The sequence below is a fragment of the Catellatospora vulcania genome, from assembly GCF_009720385.1.
GTDB classification, from domain to species: domain Bacteria; phylum Actinomycetota; class Actinomycetes; order Mycobacteriales; family Micromonosporaceae; genus Catellatospora; species Catellatospora vulcania.
Map to the genome: position 1 here is coordinate 126,359 of NZ_WARX01000020.1, position 22,395 is coordinate 148,753.

Consider the following 22,395-nt stretch of genomic DNA (forward strand, 5'->3'; position numbering starts at 1 on the left):
CGCCATGTGCGCCGACTGGCGGCTTAACGTCCAGTGCGGCGGCCGATAGGTCACTCGCCCGGTCACGCCGCCAGCACACCTGGCGGACGGCGTCGCGGCCGAGCTGCCGGCAGCGTCGCCGTACGGTTTCGACCCTAGCTGAGCTGTGACGGACATCCCCGCCGGGGTCTTTGTTTCACCCCCGTGTCCCCTGTCACACGAAACGACAACGACCCCGGCTCCAAGATCGCAACGATCTTGCGTGAACGGTTGCCCCTTTGCCCGCTTCGGGCGTGTCGCACCCACAGTCCACGCAAGATCGCCGCCTCGGGGGTGGGGGCGGGGCGGGAACGGGAGATCGCCGCGACCCGGGTGGGGCGCGGCGACCTCGGGGTTGCGGTGGGTCAGACGGTGAGCATCTCGGCGGTGACGGCGGCTTCGGTGTCGGGGATGCCGAGGTCGCGGGCGCGCTTGTCGGCCAGGGCCAGCAGACGCCTTATGCGGCCGGCGATGGCGTCCTTGGTCAGGGGCGGGTCGGCCAGGGCGCCCAGCTCCTCCAGGGAGGCCTGGCGGTGTTCCAGGCGCAGGCGACCCGCGCTGGTCAGGTGGCCGGGGGCGTCGTCGGCGAGGATCTCCAGGGCGCGGGTGACCCGGGCCGCGGCGGCGACCGCCGCCCGTGCCGAGCGGCGCAGGTTCGCGTCGTCGAAGTTGGCCAGGCGGTTCGCGGTCGCCCGGACCTCGCGGCGTACCCGGCGCTCCTCCCAGGCCAGCACGCTGGAGTGCGCGCCGATGCGGGTGAGCAGGGCGGCGATCGCGTCGCCGTCCTTGACCACGACGCGGTCGACGCCGCGCACCTCGCGCGCCTTGGCGGTGATGCCCAGCCGGCGGGCCGCGCCGACCAGCGCCAGGGCCGACTCCGGACCCGGGCAGGTGATCTCCAGGGCGCAGGAGCGGCCCGGCTCGGTCAGCGAGCCGTGCGCCAGGAAGGCCCCGCGCCAGGCGGCCACGGCGCAGCACACGCTCGCTGAGACCACGTTCGGCGGCAGGCCCCGCACCGGCCGTCCGCGCACATCCAGCAGGCCGGTCTGGCGCGCGAGCGCCTCGCCGTCCTTGACGATGCGCACGATGTAGTGGCTGCCCTTGCGCAGCCCGCCCGACGCGAGGATGTGTACCTCGCTCGGGTATCCGAACAGGTCGGCGACGGTCGTGCGCAGCCGCCGGGCCACCGCACCGGTGTCCAGCTCCGCCTCGACCACCACGCGCCCGGAGACGATGTGCAGCCCGCCGGCGAAGCGCAGCAGGGCCGCCATCTCCGCGCGCCGGCAGCACGGCTTGGGCACGTCGACCCGGCTGAGCTCGTCTTTGACCGCAGCGGTCATCGCCATCGTGTCGTCACCTCGGGGCCGGTCGCGGCTGTGATTGCCTAATTGTGTCGTGCGCTTTGTCGTACGTGCTTAACGAGCTTTGTCGTACGTGCTTAACGAGCGGTGGCCAAGAGTGGCACCAGTGCGCGGCCCAATCGGACCGGATCGTGTCGCGCGGTGCCGTCCTGGACGGCCACCGGCGCGATCGCGATGCGAGCACCGAGTGATTCTGCCGCATTCGCGACCGGTTCGGGGTCTCCCACGGCATTCCTGTCGACCAGAACAATATCGACCTTGAGGTCCGGGACATACCGACCCAGCGCGTCCAGGTGATCCGGCAGGGAAAGCCCCACCGTCTCGGAGTCCGCGGCCAGGTTCAGGGTGACCAGCCGGCGCGCCGCGCTCGCGGTGACCGCGGCTGCCAACTGCGGCACCAGCAGGTGCGGGATGACACTGGTGTACCAGCTGCCCGGCCCGAACACCAACCAGTCCGCGGCGGCGATCGCCGCCAGCGCCTGCGGGCACGCGTCCGGCTCCGGCGGCTCCAGCCGCACCTGGAGCACCCGCCCCTGAGCCACCGCGACCTGGTGCTGGCCGCGCACGGTGATCGTCTTGCCGCCGACGGCCAGGTCGGCCTCGATGCCCAGCGGGCGGTTGGACATGGGCAGCACCCGGCCCACCGCACGCAGCATCGCCCCGACCTGGTCCAGCGCCGCCACCGGGTCGCCCAGCTGCTCCATCAGGCCGCACAGCACCACGTTGCCGACCGGGTGCCCGGTCAGCTCGTCGTCGCCGCTGAAGCGGTACTGCATCAGCCGGGCGGTGCGGTCGCTCAGGTCGTCGTCACCCGCCAGGGCGGCCAGCGCCTGGCGCAGATCACCCGGAGGGAGTACGTCGCGGCCCGCGCGGATCCGGCCGCTGGAGCCTCCGTCGTCGGCCACGGTGACCACCGCGGTGATCTCCAGGGGCAGCCCGGTCGCGCGCAGCGCGCGCAGGCTCGCGCTCAGCCCGTGCCCGCCGCCGAACGCCACCACCCGGATCCGGTCGCCGCCTGCCTGCGGCGCGAACCCGATCATGCCGCGGCCGTGCTGTGCGCGCCGCGGCCGGACCCGCTCGCGCGGCTCATTCGCGTCCCAGGTCGCGGTGCTGTGCATGGGCGACCACGCGCAGCTCACGCAGGCGTTTGGCCAGCTCCTCGGCGATCGCGACACTGCGGTGCTTGCCGCCGGTGCAGCCGACGGCCACGGTCAGGTAGCGCTTGCCCTCGCGCTCGAAGCCGGGAGCGGTGGCGGTCACCAGGCGGGCGTACGTCTCCACGAAAGTGTTCGCCCCGCGCTGGCCCAGCACGTACCGGCTCACGCCCTCGTCGCGGCCGGTGTGCTCGCGCAGCTCGGGCACCCAGTACGGGTTGGGCAGGAAGCGGGCGTCGAGCACGAAGTCGGCGTCCGGGGGCAGCCCGTACTTGAAGCCGAACGACAGCACGGTGACCCGCAGCCGCAGCGCCTCGGGGCTGGCGAACAGCTCCTCGACCCGGGCCCGCAGCTGGTTCACGTTCAGATGCGACGTGTCGATCAGCACGTCGGCCTGCTCACGGGCCTCGGCCAGCAGCGAGCGCTCGGCGGCGATGCCGTCGGACAGGCGGCCGTCGCCCTGCAGCGGGTGCGAGCGGCGTACGCTCTCGAACCGCCGGATCAGCACCTCGTCGTCGGCGTCGACGAAGACCACCCGCGGCGAGAAGCCCTTCTCGCGCAGGTCGCGGATCGCGCCCGCGAGGTCGGTGGAGAACACGCGGCTGCGCACGTCGAGCACCATGGCGGTGTGCCGGGCCGCGCCGCCGGCCTTCGCGGCCAGCTCGGCGAGCTGCACCAGCAGCGCCTGCGGCAGGTTGTCGACCACGTAGTAGCCGACGTTCTCCAGGGCGCGGGCCACGGTGCTGCGCCCGCCGCCGGAGACGCCGGTCACCACCACCAGGTTCGTGGCCGGGCCCTCGCCCGGCTCGTCCCCGGTCGCCCTGGGCTCGCCCTGCTGCTCACCGCGTTCGCCCGGCGTGCTGCGCCGGGCCGGTGTGTCCACGCTCACGTGCGCCCCCACTGCTGTCGTCGCCGCCTGCCGGGGCGGCCGCCCGCGACGGCCACCGGTTCCAGCGAACCGCAGGCGGCGGGCGGGCACGTTGCCGCCGGATGCCGGCAACGAGAGAACATCCTAGCCAGCCGTGCCCGGTTCCTCCGCCGTGGCCAGCGCCGCGCCCGGCGCGGGCGTGGCCTGCGGCTGGCCCGGCGCCGTCGGCCCAGCCGCGTCAGGCGGGGTGGGTGCGACCTGCGGCGCGGTCGTGACCTGCGGCGGAGCGCCGAGGGCGGTGAGCACCGCGACCGCGGTGCGCGGGCCGATGCCGGGCACCTCGGCGATCTCGTCGACGCTGGCCGCCGCGAGCCGCTTCAGCGAGCCGAAGTGGCGCAGCAGCGCCTTGCGGCGGATGTCCCCCAGGCCCGGCACGCTGTCGAGGTCCGAGGCGGTCATCCGGGCGGAGCGGCGCTCGCGGTGGAAGCGGATCGCGAACCGGTGCGCCTCGTCGCGGACCCGCTGCAGCAGGTACAGGCCCTCGGCGGTGCGGGGCAGGATGACCGGCATGGCGTCGTCGGGCAGCCAGACCTCCTCCAGCCGCTTGGCCAGCCCGCACACCGCCACGTCGGTGACGCCCAGCTCGGAGAACACACCGGCCGCCGCGTTGACCTGCGGCGCGCCGCCGTCGACCACGACCAGCTGCGGGGGGTACGCGAACCGCCGGGGCCGCCCCGCGGCGGCCTCCTCGGTCGGGTCCGCCGGCCCTTCGGCCAGGTGGCGGGCGAACCGCCGCCGCATCACCTCGCTGATCGCGGACACGTCGTCGGTGGCGCCCTTGATGATGAAGCGCCGGTAGTCGGACTTCTTCGGCACCCCGTCCTCGAACACCACCATGCTGGCCACCACGTCGGTGCCCTGGATCTGCGAGATGTCGAAGCACTCGATCCGCAGCGGGGCCGAGGCCAGGCCGAGCGCGTCCTCGATCTCTTCGAGGGCCTTGCTGCGCGCGGTGAGGTCGCCCGCCCGGCGCAGCTTGTGCTGGGCCAGCGCCTGCATCGCGTTGCGGGCCACGGTCTCCATCAGGGTCTTCTTGTCGCCGCGCTGCGGCACCCGGATGGTCACCCGCGAGCCCCGGTGCTGCGCCATCCATTCGGTCAGCGCGTCGACGTCGGGGGGCAGCTCCGGCACGAGCAGCTCCTTGGGCACGTCGGACTCGCCGGTCTCCCCGCCGTAGATCTGGGTGCAGAAGTGGTGCACGAGGTCGCCGATGGTCAGCTCCTCGGTCTTGTCCACGATCCAGCCACGCTGGCCGCGCACCCGCCCGTCGCGCACGTGGAAGACCTGCACCGCGGCTTCGAGGGGGTCGTCGGCGAAGGCGACCACGTCGGCGTCGGTGCCGTCGGACAGCACGATCGACTGCTTCTCCATGGCCCGGCGCAGCGCGACCAGGTCGTCGCGCAGCCGGGCGGCGCGTTCGTACTCCATCGCGGCCGACGCGACCTGCATCTCCTTCTCCAGGCGGCGCTGCATGTGCTCGGTGCGCCCGGCCATGAAGTCGCAGAAGTCCTCGACGATGCCCCGGTGCTCGGCCTCGCTGACCCGCCCGACGCACGGCGCGGAGCACTTGCCGATGTCGCCGAGCAGGCAGGGCCGGCCGATCTGGCCCGCGCGCTTGAACACCCCCGCCGAGCAGGTGCGCGCCGGGAAGATGCGCAGCAGCAGGTCGAGGGTCTCCCGGATGGCCCAGGCGTGCGAGTACGGCCCGAAGTAGCGCACGCCCTTGCGCTTGGCCCCGCGCATCACCAGCAGTCGCGGGTACTGCTCGTCGAGGGTGACGGCGAGGTACGGGTACGACTTGTCGTCGCGGTACTTCACGTTGAAGCGGGGGTCGTACTCCTTGATCCAGGAATACTCCAGTTGCAGCGCCTCGACCTCGGTGCCGACCACGACCCAGTCCACGCCGGCCGCGGTGGTGACCATCTGCTGGGTGCGCTGGTGCAGCGTCCACACGTCGGCGAAGTAGGAGTTCAGCCGGCTGCGCAGGCTCTTGGCCTTGCCGACGTAGATGATCCGGCCCTGGTCGTCGCGGAACCGGTACACCCCGGGCGCGTCGGGAATTGTGCCCGGCGCGGGCCGGTACTGGGACGGATCAGCCACGACGCCAAGCCTAGACGATCAGTCCGACAGTGCTCCGGGCCGCGATCTGCCCCGGCCGCCGGTCCGGCCCCGGATCCACATGGGATCCGGGGACCCGGTCGGCCGAACGCTCAGGCGAGCTTGATCTCGCCGTCCTCGACCTTGATCTCCTTCTTGTCCAGCGCGCGGGGGGCGGGCGGCTGGAGCACGGAGCCGTCGGTGATCGAGAACTCGCTGAAGTGGCACTGACACTTGATCTTCCCGGCCTCGACCTGGCTCACCGGGCAGGCCTGGTGGGTGCAGATCGCGCTGAAGCCGACGAACTGGCCCGCAGTGGGCTGGGTGACGACGACACCCTGCTCCTTGAAGATCACCCCACCGCCGACCGGGATGTCGGCCGCCTTGCCGAGCACCGTTCCCGCGCCCGCGGCCGCGCCGGTCGCCCCGGCCGCACCCGGGCTCGTCGCCCCGTCGGTCGGCGTGGTGGCGGGTGCCTCCGAGCCGCAGGCGGCGAGCAGGGCTCCGGCGCCGACGGCGCCCGCGGAGGCCAGCAGGACCCGGCGCGAGGTCGCGCCGGACGTCGTCACGTCACTCATGAGGGGCCTTCCTAGGTGAGGGATTCTCTGGATCAACCTATCGGCCCGTTCTGAAATTTAGCTGCGAGTTCAACTATTTTTCTCACCCAGCGACAGCACCCGCCGCGCTCAAGATCGCCGTTTGAGGTCAGAAAGTGCGGTCAGAACCCATCTTTTGACCGCAAACAGCGATCATGAACCGTCCCACGCCAGCGCGGAACCAGCGCGGAAGCGGAAGCCGCCGTGCCCGCGCGGAAGCAAGCCGCCCGTGCCGTCGCGGAAGCAAGCCGCCCGTGCCGTCGCGGAAGCGGAAGCCGCCCGTGCCGTCGCGGAAGCGGAAGCCGCCCGTGCCGTCGCGGAACAAGGCGTCCCGGCCGCCGCTGCTGAAGCGGGGCCGGGACGACCGGGCAATGCGGTTCAGGCCACCGCGGCCTTGCTGCGGGCCTTGCGGGCGCGCGGCGCGGTCGCCGGGGCCGGGGCGGTCTTGGCGAGCATGGGCTTGAGGAACTGGCCGGTGTAGCTCTCGGCGACGGCCGCGAGCTGCTCCGGGGTGCCGGTCGCGAGCACACCGCCACCGCGGTGGCCGCCCTCGGGGCCCATGTCGATCAGGTGGTCGGCCGACTTGATCACGTCGAGGTTGTGCTCGATGACGATCACCGTGTTGCCCTTGTCGACCAGCCCCTGCAGCACCAGCAGCAGCTTGCGGATGTCCTCGAAGTGCAGGCCGGTGGTCGGCTCGTCGAGCACGTACACGGTGCGCCCGGTCGAGCGCTTCTGCAGCTCGGAGGCGAGCTTCACGCGCTGCGCCTCACCGCCGGACAGGGTCGGCGCGCTCTGCCCCAGCCGCACGTAGCCCAGGCCGACGTCGACCAGCGTCTTGAGATGGCGGTGGATCGCGGGGATGGCCTCGAAGAACTCGGCCCCCTCCTCGATCGGCATCTCCAGCACCTCGGCGATGGTCTTGCCCTTGTAGTGCACTTCGAGGGTCTCCCGGTTGTACCGGGCGCCCTTGCACACCTCGCACGGCACGTACACGTCGGGCAGGAAGTTCATCTCGATCTTGATGGTGCCGTCGCCGGCGCAGTTCTCGCAGCGCCCGCCCTTGACGTTGAACGAGAAGCGCCCCGGCCCGTAGCCGCGCACCTTCGCCTCGGTCGTCTCGGCGAACAGCTTGCGGATGTTGTCGAACACACCGGTGTAGGTGGCCGGGTTCGAGCGCGGGGTGCGCCCGATCGGCGACTGGTCCACGCCGACGACCTTGTCCACGTGCTCCAGGCCGGTGACCCGGGTGTGCCGGCCCGGCACCATGCGCGCCCCGTTGATCTGGTTCGCCAGCACCGTGTACAGGATGTCGTTGACCAGCGTCGACTTGCCCGACCCGGACACGCCGGTGACCGCGATGAACTGCCCCAGCGGGAAGGCCACCGACACGTTGCGCAGGTTGTGCTCGCGCGCGCCGACCACGGTCAGCTCCCGGCCCGGAGTCGCCGGGCGGCGCTGCTGCGGGGTCGCGATCGCCTTGCGGCCCGACAGGTACGCACCGGTCACCGACTCCTCGTTGACCAGCAGCTTGTCGTACGTGCCGCTGTGCACGATGCGCCCACCGTGCTCGCCCGCGCCCGGACCGATGTCGACGACCCAGTCGGCGGTGCGGATGGTGTCCTCGTCGTGCTCCACCACGATCAGGGTGTTGCCCAGGTCGCGCAACCGCACCAGGGTCTCGATGAGCCGGTGGTTGTCCCGCTGGTGCAGGCCGATCGACGGCTCGTCCAGCACGTACAGCACGCCGACCAGGCCGGAGCCGATCTGCGTGGCCAGCCGGATGCGCTGGGCCTCACCGCCGGACAGCGACCCCGACGGCCGGTTCAGCGACAGGTAGTCCAGGCCGACGTCGACCAGGAAGCGCAGCCGGGCGTTGATCTCCTTGAGCACCCGCTCGGCGATGAAGCGCTGCCGGTCGTCCAGCTCCAGCCCGGCCAGCACCACCGCGGCCTCGCCCACCGACAGCGCGCACAGCTCGGCGATGTTGCGCCCGTCCAGGGTCACCGCCAGCACCTCGGGCTTGAGCCGGGTGCCCTGGCAGACCGAGCACGGCACCTCCCGCATGTAGCCCTCGTACTTCTCCCGCGACCACTCGCTCTCGGTGTCCGAGTGGCGGCGCTCCAGCCACGTGATCACACCTTCGAAACCGGAGTAGTACGAGCGCTCGCGGCCGTACTTGTTGCGGTAGCGCACGTGCACCTGGTTCTCCGCGCCGTGCAGGATCAGCTTCTGCGCCCCCGACGAGATCGCCCGCCACGGGGTGTCCATGTCGAAGCCGTTCTCCTCGCCGAGCGCCTCCAGCAGGCGGGAGAAATACTCCATGGTCTGGCCGCCTGCCCACGGGGAGATCGCGCCCTCGCCGAGGCTCTTCTCCGGGTCGGGGATGACCAGCTCCGCGTCGACCTCCTTCTTCGTGCCCAGGCCGGTGCACTCGGGGCACGCGCCGTAGGGCGAGTTGAAGGAGAAGACCCGCGGCTCCAGGTCCTCGATGCCGAGCTGGTGCTCGTTGGGGCACGCCAGGTTCTCGGAGAACTTGCGCTCGCGGTGCTCGTCGTCCTCGGGCAGGTCCACGAAGTCCATGATCACGATGCCGCCGGCCAGGCCCAGCGCGGTCTCCACCGAGTCGGTGAGCCGCTGCTTGGAGCTCTCCTTGACGGCGAGGCGGTCGACGACCACCTCGATGTCGTGCTTCTTCTGCTTGGCCAGCTTCGGCACCTCGCCCAGCGGGTGCACCACGCCGTCGACCCGTACCCGCGCGAAGCCCTTGCTCTGCAGGTCGGAGAAGAGGTCCAGGTACTCGCCCTTGCGGCCGCGGATCACCGGCGCGAGCACCTGGAAGCGGGTGCCCTCGGCCATCGCGAGGACCCGGTCCACGATCTGCTGCGGGCTCTGCCGGCTGATCAGGTGACCGCAGACGGGGCAGTGCGGCTGGCCCACGCGGGCGAACAGCAGGCGCAGGTAGTCGTACACCTCGGTGATGGTGCCCACGGTCGAGCGCGGGTTGCGCGAGGTCGACTTCTGGTCGATGGAGACCGCGGGGCTGAGGCCCTCGATGAAGTCGACGTCGGGCTTGTCCATCTGGCCCAGGAACTGCCGGGCGTACGACGACAGCGACTCGACGTAGCGCCGCTGGCCCTCCGCGAAGATCGTGTCGAAGGCGAGGCTCGACTTGCCCGAGCCGCTCAGCCCGGTGAACACGATCATCTTCTCGCGCGGCAGGTCCAGGCTCACGTCGCGCAGGTTGTGCTCGCGCGCCCCACGGATGATCAGTCGGTCGCTCACGGCAGACTCTCCCCACACGGTCTTTCGGCGATGTCTTCAGGGCGGTCCGCCACGACTAAGCCCCAGCTCAGAGGCATGGGTCGAGCCAGCACGACGCGCTCGGCACGCAGTGCAGTCGCGTGCCGTGGGCAACTCTAGCCTCGGCCTCCGACATTCTTGTTTCGCGCCACGAACACACGTGCTAACCCGGCGATTCGCGTGACGCGAGCCACCGTCGGTCGCCCGGCTTCGCCCACTTCGCCCCGTGTTCCCGCCCGCCCGAGGGTGGCGCACGGATCACCCGGGAGGGTGAACAGCGGGCGACCGTCGGCGATTCCCGCGGCGCGAACAACGGCGGCGGGATCCGCCGTCGCGGCATGCGGCCCCCGGCGCCGTGCGCCCTCGGGTGGCGGGCCCGCGGCTGAAAGCCGGACGCGGCCGCACCCCGGCCGGTGGGCCCGCCCGCGTCACTCCCAGGGCAGGCGGTGCAAGGTCAGCTCGACGGTGCGCAGCAGTCGCTCGTGGTCCGCGCCTCCGGCAGCCTCGACGGCCAGCCCGGAGGACAGGGCGAAGATGTAGCCCGCCGCCGCCCGCGGGTCGACCGAGGCCGGCAGGTCGCCCTCCTCGCGTGCCCGCTCCAGTCGCGCCACCAGGTATCCCTCGCCGTTCTCGCGCCGCCGGGCCAGCTCGGCCCGGATGGACGCCGCGCCGTCGCCGACGGCCAGCGCGCCGTGCACCAGCAGGCAGCCCGGCGGGGTGTCCGGGCCGGTCGTGGCACGCGCCACCCCCTCCAGCCAATGCCGGATCACCGCGCGCACGGTCGGCTCCTGGATCGCGTCGCGGGCGTACCCGAAGACCGACTCCTCGTAGCGGTCGAGCACCCGGGAGAACAGGCCGGCCTTGGAGCCGAACGCGGCGTACACGCTGCCCGGTTTCAGCCCGGTGGCCGTGGTCAGGTCGGCCATCGTGGCGCCTTCGTAGCCCTTGGCCCAGAAGACGTCGAGCGCGGCGCCGAGCACCCGGTCGACGTCGAACTCCCGCGGCCTGCCCACCGCCATCGCGACCTCCGGACAATTTCTTGAGTGGATGTTCAATATATCACGCGACAGACCACCGTTCGCCGTGCCATATTGAACGAGCACTCAACAATTCGAACCCGAGGAGCGAGTGATGACGCAGCAGCTGAACGGCAAGGTGGCCCTGGTGACCGGCGGGTCGCGCGGCATCGGCGCGGGGATCGCCCGCCGCCTGGCCCGCGAGGGCGCCACCGTGGCGGTGACCTACCAGTCCTCGGCCGAAGCCGCCGAGACGCTGGTCAAGGAGATCGCGGCCGAGGGCGGCACGGCGTACGCGGTGCGGGCCGACTCGGCCGACCGCGACGCGGTCCGCGGTGTGGTGGACGAGGTCGCGCAGCGGTCCGGGCGGCTCGACATCCTGGTCAACAACGCCGGCGTCGCCGGGTTCGGCCCGATCGGCGAGCTGAGCGACGAGGTGTTCGACCAGACCGTCGGCGTCAACCTGCACGCGGTCTTCCACGCCAGCCAGGCGGCACTGCGCCACCTCGGCGAGGGCGGCCGCATCATCACCATCGGCAGCGTCAACGCCGACCGCATGCCCTTCCCGGGCGGCAGCCTTTACGCGCTGACCAAGGCCGGGGTCGCCGGCTTCACCCGCGGTCTGGCCCGCGAGGTCGGCCCGCGCGGAATCACCGTCAACACGGTGCAGCCCGGCCCGGTCGACACGGACATGAACCCGGCCGACGGGCCGATGGCCAGCACGCTGCTGCCCGCGCTGGCGGTCGGCCGCTACGGCACCGCCGACGAGGTCGCCGGCGCGGTCGCCTACCTCGCCGGCCCCGAAGCCGCCTACATCACCGGCGCGACGCTCGACGTCGACGGCGGCTTCCTCGCCTGACCCGCCGCTGCCGCACCGCGCGCCACCTCCGGGTCGGCGGCAGCGGCCGCTCGGAGATCGCTGTTTCGGGTCATGATCTGCGGTCTGACCGCGGAAATCGACCCGAAACAGCGATCGTGGTCCACGACGTCGGCAACCAGGTGTGCAGGTGCCGCCAGCAGCGCATACCATTCGCGCCGTGACGGAACTGATCGACTCGCAGCTCGCCGGCCGGGGCCGGACAGGGCCGGACCGGCTCGACTGCGTGGTCTGCGGCCACACCCCGGCCGCGGAGGTGAGCTTCTACCGGCACGTCGGTCTGGTGGTCTACGTGCGCTTCACCCGGATCCAGGGACCGTTCTGCCGCGACTGCGGGCTGGCCAGGATGCGCGACGCCACCGCTGAGACGATCACGAGCGGGCTGTGGAGCCCGGTCTCGGTCGTGCTCGCGCCGCTGGCGTTCGTGCGCAACCTGCGCGGGCGGCGCGCCGTGCTCGCCCTGGACGAGCCGGTCCCCCGCCCGGACCTGCCCGAGTCCAACCTCGCGCCGCTGCCGCCGACCCGGCCGGTGTTCCGCCGGGTCAAAACGTGGCTCGCGCCCGTGTTCCTGGCCGGCCTGATCGCGGTCGCGACGCTGGTCAACGACCCCTCGGCGGAGAAGCTGAACGTGGTGGGCGGCTGCGTCAAGTTCGACACCTTCGTCACTGCCGACACCGCCGACTTCGTCCGCTGCGACGAGAAGCACGACGCGGTGATCACCACAATCGAGACGAGCTGGGAGGGCTGCGACGGCGCCGACGGCTACGTCGAGAACCTCTACCGCTACTACTGCCTCGACGCCGTCGAGGGCTCCGGACCGCTCGTCAACGTGCCCTGACGACCCGCACGGCCTCCAGTTTCGGGGAACACGGCCTCCAGTTTCGGGGAAACTGCGTCATCTGACAGCTCGTCAGCCGCAGTTTCCCCGAAACTGCACGCCCGCGGTCAGCGGGAGCGGTAGTTCCAGTGGGCCGGGCGGGCGGCGGGGCCGCCGCGGCCGGTGCGGCGGGCGCGGGCACGGCGCGACTCGAACGCGAGCTCGCGTTGCAGCTTGCACCAGCTCTCCCAGCGGCGGGCGGTCAGCCCGCCGTGCGCCAGCTCCTCGCGCACGGCGCAGCCGGGCTCGGTCTCGTGGGCGCAGTCGGGGAATCGGCACGCCGCGATCAGCGCGACGATGTCGGCGAAGGTGCGGTCGAGGCCCTGTTCGCCGTCGAGCAGGCCGACCGCGCGGATGCCGGGCGTGTCCAGCACCGCCCCGCCGCCGGGCACGGGCACCAGCGCGCGGTACGTGGTGGTGTGCCGGCCCTTGCCGTCGACCCGGCGGATGGCCTGGGTCTGCATGACAGTGGCCCCGATCAGCGCGTTGACCAGCGTCGACTTGCCCGCACCGGACGCGCCGACCAGGCCGAGGGTGCGGCCGTGGGCGACCAGCGGGCGCAGCGCGTCCATCCCGGCGCCGGTCTCGGCGCTGACCGCGACCGCCTCCACGCCCGGAGCCAGCTCGGCGAGTTGGTCGGCCAGCGCCTGCGGGTCGGCGACCAGGTCGGCCTTGGTGATGATCAGCAGCGGCTGGGCGCCCGAGTCCCAGACGAGCGCGAGAAGCCGCTCGATGGTCGAGGGTTCGGGGAGCGGGTCCGGGGAGGCGATCACCGCCGCGGTGTCGATGTTGGCGGCCAGCACCTGGCCGGTGGCGTCCTTGTCTGCGGTGCGGCGCACGATCGCGCTGCGTCTGGGCAGCACCGCCTCGATGGTGGTGCGGTTGTCCGGCCAGTGCCGCAACGCCACCCAGTCGCCGGCGCACGGCAGCGCGACGGGATCACCGGCGGCCGCGAGCATGGCCGGCCCGCCGAGGCTCGCGCGAGCGGTCCCGGTGCCGGTCAGCACCGTGCAGATGCCGCGGTCGGCGCGCACCACCCGGCCCGGCACGTGGTCCGGCCGGTCGAACAGGGGGTACGCGGAAGCGAAGTGGTCGTCCCAGCCCAGGGACGACAGGGAGACTGTCATCGGATTCCTTGTCATGGATGCGCGAGTGAAACGGGGGTCACGCCATCCGGGAGGGTGGCGTGCTGGATACCTCGACAGACATGTCGCCACCTCCCTCGAAGTCATCGTGGCGAGCTGCCCTCACCTTCGCCATCACGGTACGCGGGCCGCCGGGGCCGGGCCACGTGATTTCGGGCGTCACCCGGCCGGGGTCACTCCCCGGGCGGGGCGTCCACGGCCGTGGACCGCCCGGCCACGAGCAGGGAGTGGTACGCGTAGTGGTAGTCGGCGCAGCCGGGGCGGTGGCACAGCCGGCAGGCGGCGCCGGGCGCCGCGGAGTCCGGCAGGTGGTCGGCCAGCATCCGCCGGTATCCCACCGCCTGCGCGTCAGTGATGCGTCCAGTGTGCACGTCGCCTCCCGGCACGACCGTCACCAGGCTCTGACCTTCAGAGTGCACGCGCGAGATGCAACTTGCAACTCGGCACGCGAGGTTGTTTCCCGACGCGACCCGCCGGGGCTCCCCCTTGCCCAGCCGATGGAGCAGCAGCAGACTGTCAACGCACTGTCGGCAAAGGAGGGTCGGGCGAAGGAGGGCGATGGCCACCTCGGGCACCTCGCTGCGCCGCCGCCGCCTCGGCGTGGCGCTGCGCGAGCTGCGTGAACGCGCCGGCATGACGCACCAGCAGGTCGGCCCGGCCCTCGACTGCTCCCCGTCGAAACTGAGCCGGATCGAGAACGGCGAGGTCGGCGTACGCCGCAGCGACCTGCTGGTGCTGCTCGACCTGTACGGCCTCGACGACGCCGGCCAGCGCGAGGAGCTGATCGAGCTGGCCCGCGAGTCCAAGCGCCGCGGCGGCTGGTGGCTCAAGTACGGCGAGGTGTCCAGCCCGTACCTGAAGCTGATCCAGCTCGAGTCGGAGGCGGACTCCATCCGCGGCGCGGAGCTCATGTTCGTGCCGGGGCTGCTGCAGACGGAGGACTACGCCCGTGCCGTCATCCGGGCCACCCGGCCCCAGGACGGCCCGGAGGAGGTCGAACGCCGGGTGCAGATCCGGCTGACCCGGCAGGAGCTGCTCAAACAGGAGCGGCCGCCGGAGTTCTGGACGGTGCTCGACGAGGCCGTGCTGCACCGCACCGTCGGCAACCGGCAGGTGATGGCCGAGCAACTGCGGGCCATGGCCGCGGCCAACGAGCTGCCGCACATCACCATCCAGATCGTTCCCTTCGCCCACGGGGGCCACGAGGCGATGGCGGGGGCGTTCCGGATCCTGCGCTTCCCCGATCGCAGAGACCCGGACACCGTCTACCTCGAAGGCTTCGCGGGTGACATGTACCTGGACGACGCCTCCGAACTGACCCGTTGCAGCCTCGTTTTCGACCATCTCAGCGCGGCGGCGCTCAGCCCGCAGCTGTCCAGCCTCAGAATGCTGGAGATCGCGCAGGGTCTCACGGGGTGAGCCGAGTCAACGAGGAGTAGTCAGTTGTCATTGCACCAAGTCGAACTGTCGGACGCAGTGTGGCGCAAGAGCACGCGCAGCGGCGGTAACGGGGACTGCGTCGAGACGACCGCCTTGACCGGGGCCGTCGCGGTGCGCGACTCCAAGGATCCGACCGGCCCGGTGCTGCTGTTCAGCACCGCCGACTGGGGAACCTTCCTGGACGGCGCCAAGGCGGGTGAGTTCGACCGCTGACCGGTCCGCCTCACCAGCCCTCGGGCCGGTAGGAGCCGAACGTCCACTGGTTGCCCTCGGAGTCGGCGGCGGTGTAGCTGCTGCCGCCGTACTCCTCCTTCTTCAGCGGCGAGACGATCTCCGCGCCGTTGGCCACGGCCTTGTCGTGGTGGGCCTGGACGTTGTCGACGATCACGTACAGCCAGGCGGGGCCGATCTTGAACGCGTTCCGGCCGTCCTCGCCGTCGGTGGTGGAGCCGACCATGACCATGCCGTTGCCGTGCGTCAGCTCGGCGTGCGCGACCGTGCCGTCCGCGCCCGGCACCACCAGCAGCTCGCGGAACCCGAAGGCGTCCCGCAGGAACCGGATCGCGGCCACCGCGTCGCGGTAGCGCAGCGTGGGAATCACCGTTGCACCCGACATCTCGACCTCCCAGCTGCGACGCTACCGCTCCCCGCGCGCGCCCACCCGGGAACCGCGCCCGCCGCCCAAGGTCATCCGACTTGCCAGGCACCTGTGCGTATGCGGGCTCAAGACACGCACGTCTGCCCGGCAAGTCGGACGATCATGACGCGCCGCGGTGGGCGGTCATTCGATGAGCAGGCTGAGGCGGCCGTCGCCCTGTTCGACGACCAGGAGCGTGCCGGGGGGCACGTCCTCCAGGACCTCCGGGGGCAGCTGCACGGTGCCGTCCGAGGCGACCACGGCGAACTCGCGGCCCTCCCGGCCCTCCGCGCCGACCCGGCCGTCGCGGATGGTCACCGCCCGGCCCAGGCGCGCGCCCACGTCCGGGTCGTGGGTGACCGCCACGATGGTGGTCCCCCGCTCCCGGTTGATGGTGTCCAGCGCGTCGAGCACCTCGTCACGGGCCTCGCGGTCGAGGCGGCTGGTGGGCTCGTCGATGAGCAGCAGGCCGGGCGAGGCGGCGACGCCGACCGCGATGGCGACCCGCTGCGCGGCCCCCGGCGGCAGGTCGCGTACCCGGCGGTGGCCCATGCCGACCAGCCCGAGCAGGGACAGGATGCGCTCCGGGCGCTCCACGTCGGCCGGGCGCACCTGCACGGCCCGGCGCTGGGCCAGCCAGATGTTGGACAGCACGGAGGCGTACGGCAGCAGGTTGCGCCGCGCCCCCTGCAGCACCACGCCGAGGTCGGTGCCCCGCATCCGGGCGAGTTCGGCGTCGCTGACCCGGCCGATGTCGACCGGCCCGATGCGCACCTGCCCGGCGCTGGGCCGCATCAGGCCCGACAGCAGCGCGATCAGCGTCGACTTGCCCGAGCCCGACGGCCCGACGAGGGCGAGCTTCTCCCCCGCCGCGATGTCGAGGTCCACGCCGGACAGCGCGACCACGTCACCGCCGTCGGCCCGGTAGATGTGCAGCACCCGGCGGCACCGTACGGCCAGTCCCGTCATCGCTCCTCCTCCCTGCGCCGGCGCACCACGTGCGCCGCCGTCCAGCAGCCCGCCAGCAGCACCGCGCAGGCGGCGGCCACCGGTACCGCGACCGCGCCGGGCTCCGGGAGCACGGGCGGGGTGAACGTGGTGTCGCCGTCGGAGAAGACCGGCAGCACGGTACGCGCCAGCGCCCAGGCCAGCGCCGCCGAGCCGAGACCCGCCACGGCCGCCGCCAGCGCCAGCGCGCACCGGCTCCCGGCGGAGACCAGCAGCAGGGTACGGGTCCGGATGCCCTGCTCGCCGAGCACCGACAGACCGCTGTCCCCGCCGGGGCGTTCGAACATCGCCAGCGCGGGCAGCCCGACCGCGGCCAGCAGCACCGCGAACGCGGCGACCGCCAGCGCGAACCACAACCCGAGCCGGGGCGCGGCGCTGATCTGGGCCCGCCGCTGCGCGACGGTGTACTCCTCGGACACGGTCAGCCCGGCCCGGCGCAGCCGGTCCACGGCGTCGGCGGGCGCGTCGGCGGACAGCCACACCTCCGGCTGCGTCAGGGCGGTCCCGCGGCCCAGCACGTACTCGGCGACGTCGAAGTCGACCAGCGCGCCGCTCGGCCCGAAGCGGGGCACCGCGCCGAGCGTGGCGACCGCGGCCACCGGCAGTTCCATGCCGCCGGTGGCGGTGAGCAGCGGCGAGCGCAGCGGGCCGGTGACGGCGATCGGCAGCGGGCCGGGCAGCGCGGCCGCGGACAGCCGCATGTCCGCCACGACCGTGGAGTCGACCGAGATCTGCAGCCCCTCGGGTGTGCCGCGCATCGCCGGGATCGGGCGGGCCGCGCTGGCGGGCGGCTGCGCCCAGCGCCGCACGTCGCCCAGCGCGGCGGCGTCCAGCACCACCCGGCCGGTCTCGTCGCGGATCGCGTGGACGGTGGCGTCGAAGCGGTGCTGCTCGGTCCGCAGGTTCTGGAACTGGATCTCGTCCAGGCGGCACGGCTCCAGTTCGCAGAGCGTCGCGTCGGCCTCCACCCGCTGGAAGCCGGGCCGCAGGCCGGGCATGCGCAGGTCGTGCCGCAGCCCCCGATCCGAGATCACCAGCAGCCGCAGTTGCAGGCTGAGCGCGGAGTCGGGGCTGTCCACGGTCAGCTCGACGATCAGCTTCCTCGCGCGCACCATGATCGCCGTCGGCTCGGCCGGCCGCAGCAGGCCGGCCACCGCCGCGGCGTCCGGCCCGGCGGTGTCGGGCCAGTTCGCCACCCGCGCCAGCCTGGTCGTGTCCACCGCGAGGATGTTCTGCTGCTGGTTGCTCTTGTACCGGGAGACCGCCATCGCGAACTGCCCGTCCGGGTCGACCGCGGCGACGGCCGACCTCAGTTGCACCGCAGAGGCCCCCTGCACCACGGCCACCTTCGCCGCGCCGGTCTGCACCTGGGCCCGCTCGTCCCAGGCCCGCCCGGCCGTGTCGTACGCGGTGACCGCGAAGCCGAGCAGCCCGAACACGACCGTCACCAGCACCACCAGCCGTCCCGTGCCCGGGACCCGGGCCAGCGCGAACCCGGCCAGCCCGGTGCGCCAGCGGCCCCGCCGCAGCGCGGACCGCGCCACCCGCGCGGCCACCACGGGCAGCAGCCGCGCCCCGAGCAGACCGCAGGCCAGCCCGAGGCAGACCGGCGCGAGCAGGCCGAGGCCGCCCGCGTCGCCCGCCGCGGCGGCCTGGTAGCCGGCGACCGCGGCGAGGCTGCCCACGCCGACCTCCAGCGCGGTCGCGAACCGGCCCCGGTGCGGGGAGCCGCTGCGCCGCAGCAGCCCGAGCACCGGCGTACGCAGCGCGCCGACCTGGGCGAACGCACCCGCGAGCAGGGCGCCGAGCACCGCGAACGCGGTGTAGCGCAGCGAGGCTCCGTCCCACGACACGGTGCTGCCCGGGAGCACCACGCGGACCAGGGCCGCCGTGGCCGCGTACCCGGCGAGCAGGCCCGGCACCGCGGCGGCCAGCACCGGCACGGCGACCTCGGCGAACGGCAGCGCCCAGCGCAGCCGGGCGGGCGTGCCGCGCAGCGCGGCCAGGCCCAGCTCCTCGCGCCGCTGGTCGACGCCCGCGGCGACGGCCAGGAACAGCACGAACCAGCAGATCAGGATGAGCGGCACGGCGGCCACGGTGACGGTGTCGGCGAGCATCCGGTCGCCCTGGTCGATGCGCTTGCCGAGGTCGGTCATCAGCGTGCTGCTGGCGTACCCGCCGGCGGTGAGCTGCTTCTGCGCCTGCTCGATCCGCCCCGGCAGCCCGGCCGTGTCGGCGAACGCCGCGGGCTCGGCCACCAGGTCGACGGTCCTGGTGGCCTGGCCGCCGAAGGCTTCCAGCGAGCGGTCCGTGGCGAACAGCACGGGCTGCTCGACGCCAAGCAGCGAGACCCGGTCGGCCCAGTACGGGTCGGCGGGGTCCGGGAGGCGGTAGGTGCCGACGACGGTGAACCGCACCGGGTCGGCCCCGTTGGGCGTGCCGAACGAGACCACCCCGCCGAGCCGGACGCCGAGCAGCTCCAGCGTGCCGTCGGGCAGCACCGCCTCCCGGTCGGCGACCGCGCACCGCCCGGCGGTGACGACCAGCACCCGGCACACGCCGGTGCGCGCCGCCAGCACGGCGTCGGCGCCCGGCCCGGTGCCGGTCGCGCCCTGCAGCTGGAGCCCGTACACGGTGCGCATGTGCGCGACGTACGGCAGCGCGGTGGGGCGGGTCTCGGCCGTCTCGTCGGAGCTGGTCAGCTGCGACGCCGTCAGGACCCGCTCGGTCACCGGGGCCTGCGCGACCTGGTCGAGCCGCAGCGACTGCGCCGCGGCCGCGTGGTACACCGGGCCACCGGCGGCGGCCGCGGCCGCGGCGAGGGTGAGCAGGAACGTGATCAGGGCGGCGGCGCGCCGCTCGCGGATCATCTCCCACAGCAGCGTGGTCATCGGCCGTCCTCCAGGTCCAGTCCGCTGACCCGGGACAGCCGGGTGCCCACCGCGTACGCCGTGGCCGTCAGCAGGAGCCCTGCCACCGCCAGGACCGTCACCGGCAGCACCGGTGAGGCGGGCGAATCGTCCGCGACCGCCGCGCCCAGCAGCCCGCCACCGGCGGCCGCCGCGGCGACGATCAGCAGGTAACCGCTGCGGGTGGCCCGGCGTACCGCCCGCTGCGGCACACCTTGCGTACGCAGCGCGGCCAGCTCGGCCCCGCGCCGGGGCCCGTCGACGGCCACCACCAGGGCCACCGCCACCAGCACCAGGAGCACCGCGAGCAGCGCGGCCCCGAAGCGGAACCGCGCACCGGGTCCCTGCCCGACGGCGAGGAGGTGCTCGGTGCGCTGCACGGCGGTCTCCGTCGACACGGGCACCAGTCCGGTGGCGCGCAGCCGGTCCAGCGCGTCGGCGGGTGCGTCCGCCGCGAGCCATACCTGCAGGTCGGCGACGTTGTCGGTGCTGTCGCCAGCCCGGTCGGCGTATTCCAGGTCGACCAGCAGTCCCTGCGTGCCGGCCCCGGGCAGGGCGGGCACCGCCGCGACCACGTCCACCGGGCGGCGCAGCGGGCTGAGCATCTCGCCGCGGACCACGGTGCGGTCGTGCGCCAGCCGCGCCTCCCCCGCCAGCGCGGCGGGCACCGGCAGCGGCACGTCGGCGACCTGCACCCGCACCTCCGGGTCGGGGAAGCGCGGATCGACCGGCTCGTAGTCGACGGACAGCCCGCCGGGCAGCGGCGACAGCGTGACCCCCGCCGCGCCGACCGTGGTCCGCCAGCGGGCCGGGTCGGTCATCGCGGCCGTGTCGGCGACCACCGCGTCCGGGGCCGCCTGGCCAACGCTGTGCAGCACCACCCCGGCGGGATCGAAGCGGAAGCTCAGCCAGGCCAGCCGGCAGCCGGTGCCGCCCGCGCACGAGGGCACGTCCAGCCGCAGCGTGTGCCGTCCCCAGCCTGGGACCAGCGCCCCGGTGGCGGTCACGGCTTCGCCGCCGGGCCCGTCGAGCACCGCGGTCAAGGGCTGGTCGACCAGCACCGTGTCCGGCACGGTGAGGTCGAGCAGCAGCGCAGCCCCGGTGATCCGCACCGACGGGTTGGCGGCCGGGCGCAGCTGGGACGCCACCCGATCGGCCGCGACACCGGCCTCAGCGGGCCAGTACGCGACGCGGGCCAGGCGGGTGGTGTCGACGGCGACGGTCGTGCCGGTCGACGACTCCTGCCGGGCCACCGCCATGGCCCAGTCACCGGCCGGGTCGGCCTGGCGCACCAGGTGCTGCAGCGCGGCGCGCGACGGCGCGCGGACCCGGACCACCTCGGCCGCGCCCAGCGCCAGCCGGGCCTGCTCCTGCTCCGCGGCCTGCAGTGCCTGCCAGCCGTACGCGGCCTGGCCGAGCAGCGCCATCACGATGATCACGAGGGCGACCAGCCGGTCCATGCCGGGCCGGCGCGAGGCGTACAGGGCGCCGAGCGCCGTGCCCACCCGTCCCGAGCGCAGCCCGGCCCGGCCGAGCAGCCCCGCCAGCGGGCGCACCGCCCGCGCGGCGACCAGTCCGGCCGCGACCAGGATCAGCACCGGCGCGGCCGCGGGCAGCACCGTCCCGGCGAGGCCCAGCACCTCGGCGTCGCCGTTGCGCAACTGCCACGTCGCGGCGACGGCGAGGACCACCACGACGACGACCGCGATGCCGCCCGCAGCCCCGCGCCGGGCGGGGACCTGCCGCAGCGCGTCGAGCACGCCGCCGCGGTGCACCCGCACCTGCGCGATCACCACACTGACCAGCACGGCGAGGGTCAGGCCACCCGCCACCGCCAGCGCGGTGACCGACAGCGGCACGGGCCCGGCCGCGTCCATCGTGGCCCACGCCAGCAGTTGCGCCAGCCACCGGCCGAGCAGCAGCCCGACCGGCAGGGCGACCAGCACGGTCAGCACCCCCGGCCCGGCCGTCAGCGCGGCCCGGTGCCGGGCCGGCGCGCCCCGCAACGCCCCCAGCACCGCCTGGGTACGCCGTTCGGCCGCCGCGTGGCCCGCCCCGAGCAGCAGCACCCACCAGGCGACCCCGAGCAGCAGCACGGCTCCGGTCACCACGGGCACCGCGACCGTGTCCCGGTCCGCGATGATCTGCGGGAGCAGCCGTCGCAGCCCGCCCGTGACGGCGATGCCGCGACCCGGCTCGTCGGCCACACGCAGCGTCCAGGCCAGCGCGTCGACGTCGTCGGGGCTCATCACGGTGAGGTCGGCGACGTGGTCGAGGGTCGCCTGGAAGGTGTCGGCCCCGAGCGTCTGCAGCGTGTCCGGCACGGTGAAGACCGGGTTCTCGGCGCGCAGCGGCACCGGGGTCAGCTCCCGCCGGCCCGCCCAGTACGGGTCGGTGAGGCCGCCGCCCGCACCGTCCACGTCGTACACCCCGGTTATCCGCAGCATCGCCGCCGGGGCCGTGGGCTGGACCTGGAACGCGAACGTGTCTCCCGCGGCGAGCCCGAGCCGGCGGGCGGTGGTCGCGGCCAGCGCCACCTCACCGGGCTGCGCCGGGCAGGCGCCGGTCAGGGCCAGGTGCGCGCAGACGTCGTCGCGGGCGGCGAGCAGGACCTCGATCGGCGTACCGGACCCCTGGGGGGTGACTGCGCCGCGGCGGTAGCCGCCCCGGATCTCGCGTACCCCCGGGCCCGCGGGCACCACCGCGATCGAGCCGCGCAGCTCGGCGAGCGCGGCGGCGAACCCGTTGCGGGAGGTCATCTCGACGGTGACGGTGAGGCTCTGCTCGGCGGGGGTGGCCGAGGCGGCGGAGGCGGCCAGGACGTTGCGGGCGGCGGCGTCGGCGTACAGCGGACCGGCCACACCCACCGCCACCACCAGCGCGGCCAGCACACCGAGCAGCGCCGTCTCGCCCAGCCGCTCTCGCACAGCGCTCAGTACCAGCCGAAACATCGCATACCTCTGCCCGAACCCGTGGTGACCGCCATGCCATAAGCGATCAAGGCCCGGCCGCCGGTTGACCCCGCCTGC

General features: G+C 73.5%; 17 protein-coding genes. 4 read left to right on the forward strand and 13 right to left on the reverse strand.

Features of this window, described 5'->3' with window-relative positions; all coding sequences use genetic code 11:
* Positions 1-383: 383 nt before the first annotated feature.
* The 7 genes from whiA to F6W97_RS33855 form a co-directional block, all read right to left on the reverse strand.
* Positions 384-1,364 carry a DNA-binding protein WhiA gene (gene whiA, locus F6W97_RS33825; protein ID WP_155374619.1) on the reverse strand — a complete coding sequence of 327 codons (981 nt, stop codon included), beginning with the start codon at positions 1,362-1,364 and terminating at the stop codon, positions 384-386.
* Positions 1,365-1,456: 92 nt separating this feature from the next.
* Entirely contained in the window at positions 1,457-2,419 is a 963-nt protein-coding gene (locus tag F6W97_RS33830; protein ID WP_155374755.1) for a gluconeogenesis factor YvcK family protein, read from the reverse strand.
* Between the two features lie 46 nt (positions 2,420-2,465).
* A complete protein-coding gene (rapZ, locus tag F6W97_RS33835) occupies positions 2,466-3,314 on the reverse strand; it encodes an RNase adapter RapZ (protein WP_120321355.1) in 849 nt (282 codons plus the stop codon).
* Positions 3,315-3,545: 231 nt separating this feature from the next.
* A complete protein-coding gene (uvrC, locus tag F6W97_RS33840; RefSeq protein WP_155374620.1) occupies positions 3,546-5,561 on the reverse strand; it encodes an excinuclease ABC subunit UvrC in 2,016 nt (671 codons plus the stop codon).
* Between the two features lie 110 nt (positions 5,562-5,671).
* Positions 5,672-6,136 (reverse strand): Rieske (2Fe-2S) protein, encoded by a 465-nt coding sequence (locus tag F6W97_RS33845; protein ID WP_155374621.1) that lies wholly within the window; start codon positions 6,134-6,136, stop codon positions 5,672-5,674.
* A 396-nt stretch (positions 6,137-6,532) separates the two neighbouring features.
* Positions 6,533-9,439 carry an excinuclease ABC subunit UvrA gene (gene uvrA / locus F6W97_RS33850; RefSeq protein WP_155374622.1) on the reverse strand — a complete coding sequence of 969 codons (2,907 nt, stop codon included), beginning with the start codon at positions 9,437-9,439 and terminating at the stop codon, positions 6,533-6,535.
* 446 nt (positions 9,440-9,885) lie between these two features.
* Positions 9,886-10,476 (reverse strand): TetR/AcrR family transcriptional regulator, encoded by a 591-nt coding sequence (locus F6W97_RS33855; protein WP_155374623.1) that lies wholly within the window; start codon positions 10,474-10,476, stop codon positions 9,886-9,888.
* Between the two features lie 112 nt (positions 10,477-10,588).
* Between F6W97_RS33855 and F6W97_RS33860 the strand changes: the two genes are divergently transcribed.
* Together F6W97_RS33860 and F6W97_RS33865 are read left to right on the forward strand one after the other, a co-directional pair.
* Complete coding sequence (locus F6W97_RS33860) at positions 10,589-11,332, forward strand: 3-oxoacyl-ACP reductase family protein (RefSeq protein WP_230687206.1); 744 nt, start codon at positions 10,589-10,591, stop codon at positions 11,330-11,332.
* A gap of 178 nt (positions 11,333-11,510) precedes the next feature.
* Positions 11,511-12,188: a hypothetical protein gene (locus F6W97_RS33865; RefSeq protein WP_155374625.1), complete on the forward strand. Its 678-nt coding sequence runs from the start codon at positions 11,511-11,513 to the stop codon at positions 12,186-12,188.
* 107 nt (positions 12,189-12,295) lie between these two features.
* Here F6W97_RS33865 and rsgA read toward each other — a convergent pair whose 3' ends face one another.
* Both rsgA and F6W97_RS33875 read right to left on the reverse strand, forming a co-directional pair.
* Positions 12,296-13,354 carry a ribosome small subunit-dependent GTPase A gene (gene rsgA / locus F6W97_RS33870; RefSeq protein ID WP_155374626.1) on the reverse strand — a complete coding sequence of 353 codons (1,059 nt, stop codon included), beginning with the start codon at positions 13,352-13,354 and terminating at the stop codon, positions 12,296-12,298.
* A 191-nt stretch (positions 13,355-13,545) separates the two neighbouring features.
* Positions 13,546-13,791 carry a hypothetical protein gene (locus F6W97_RS33875; protein WP_196279439.1) on the reverse strand — a complete coding sequence of 82 codons (246 nt, stop codon included), beginning with the start codon at positions 13,789-13,791 and terminating at the stop codon, positions 13,546-13,548.
* A 139-nt stretch (positions 13,792-13,930) separates the two neighbouring features.
* Between F6W97_RS33875 and F6W97_RS33880 the strand changes: the two genes are divergently transcribed.
* Together F6W97_RS33880 and F6W97_RS33885 are read left to right on the forward strand one after the other, a co-directional pair.
* Positions 13,931-14,791, forward strand: a complete 861-nt coding sequence (locus F6W97_RS33880) for a helix-turn-helix domain-containing protein (RefSeq protein ID WP_155374628.1) — start codon at positions 13,931-13,933, stop codon at positions 14,789-14,791.
* A gap of 24 nt (positions 14,792-14,815) precedes the next feature.
* Complete coding sequence (locus F6W97_RS33885) at positions 14,816-15,025, forward strand: DUF397 domain-containing protein (protein ID WP_407924634.1); 210 nt, start codon at positions 14,816-14,818, stop codon at positions 15,023-15,025.
* Between the two features lie 10 nt (positions 15,026-15,035).
* Here the strand turns inward: F6W97_RS33885 and F6W97_RS33890 are convergent, their stop codons facing one another.
* From F6W97_RS33890 to F6W97_RS33905, 4 genes are all read right to left on the reverse strand, one after another.
* Complete coding sequence (locus tag F6W97_RS33890; protein WP_155374629.1) at positions 15,036-15,428, reverse strand: VOC family protein; 393 nt, start codon at positions 15,426-15,428, stop codon at positions 15,036-15,038.
* Positions 15,429-15,593: 165 nt separating this feature from the next.
* Positions 15,594-16,418 carry an ABC transporter ATP-binding protein gene (locus F6W97_RS33895; protein WP_155374630.1) on the reverse strand — a complete coding sequence of 275 codons (825 nt, stop codon included), beginning with the start codon at positions 16,416-16,418 and terminating at the stop codon, positions 15,594-15,596.
* The gene (locus tag F6W97_RS33900; protein WP_155374631.1) at positions 16,415-19,348 is read right to left on the reverse strand and encodes an FtsX-like permease family protein; all 2,934 of its coding nucleotides are present in this window, start codon (positions 19,346-19,348) and stop codon (positions 16,415-16,417) included. Before F6W97_RS33900 ends, F6W97_RS33895 begins: the two co-directional genes overlap by 4 nt.
* On the reverse strand, positions 19,345-22,293 hold the full coding sequence (locus F6W97_RS33905; protein ID WP_155374632.1) for an ABC transporter permease: 2,949 nt from the start codon (positions 22,291-22,293) through the stop codon (positions 19,345-19,347). Before F6W97_RS33905 ends, F6W97_RS33900 begins: the two co-directional genes overlap by 4 nt.
* Positions 22,294-22,395: the final 102 nt, after the last annotated feature.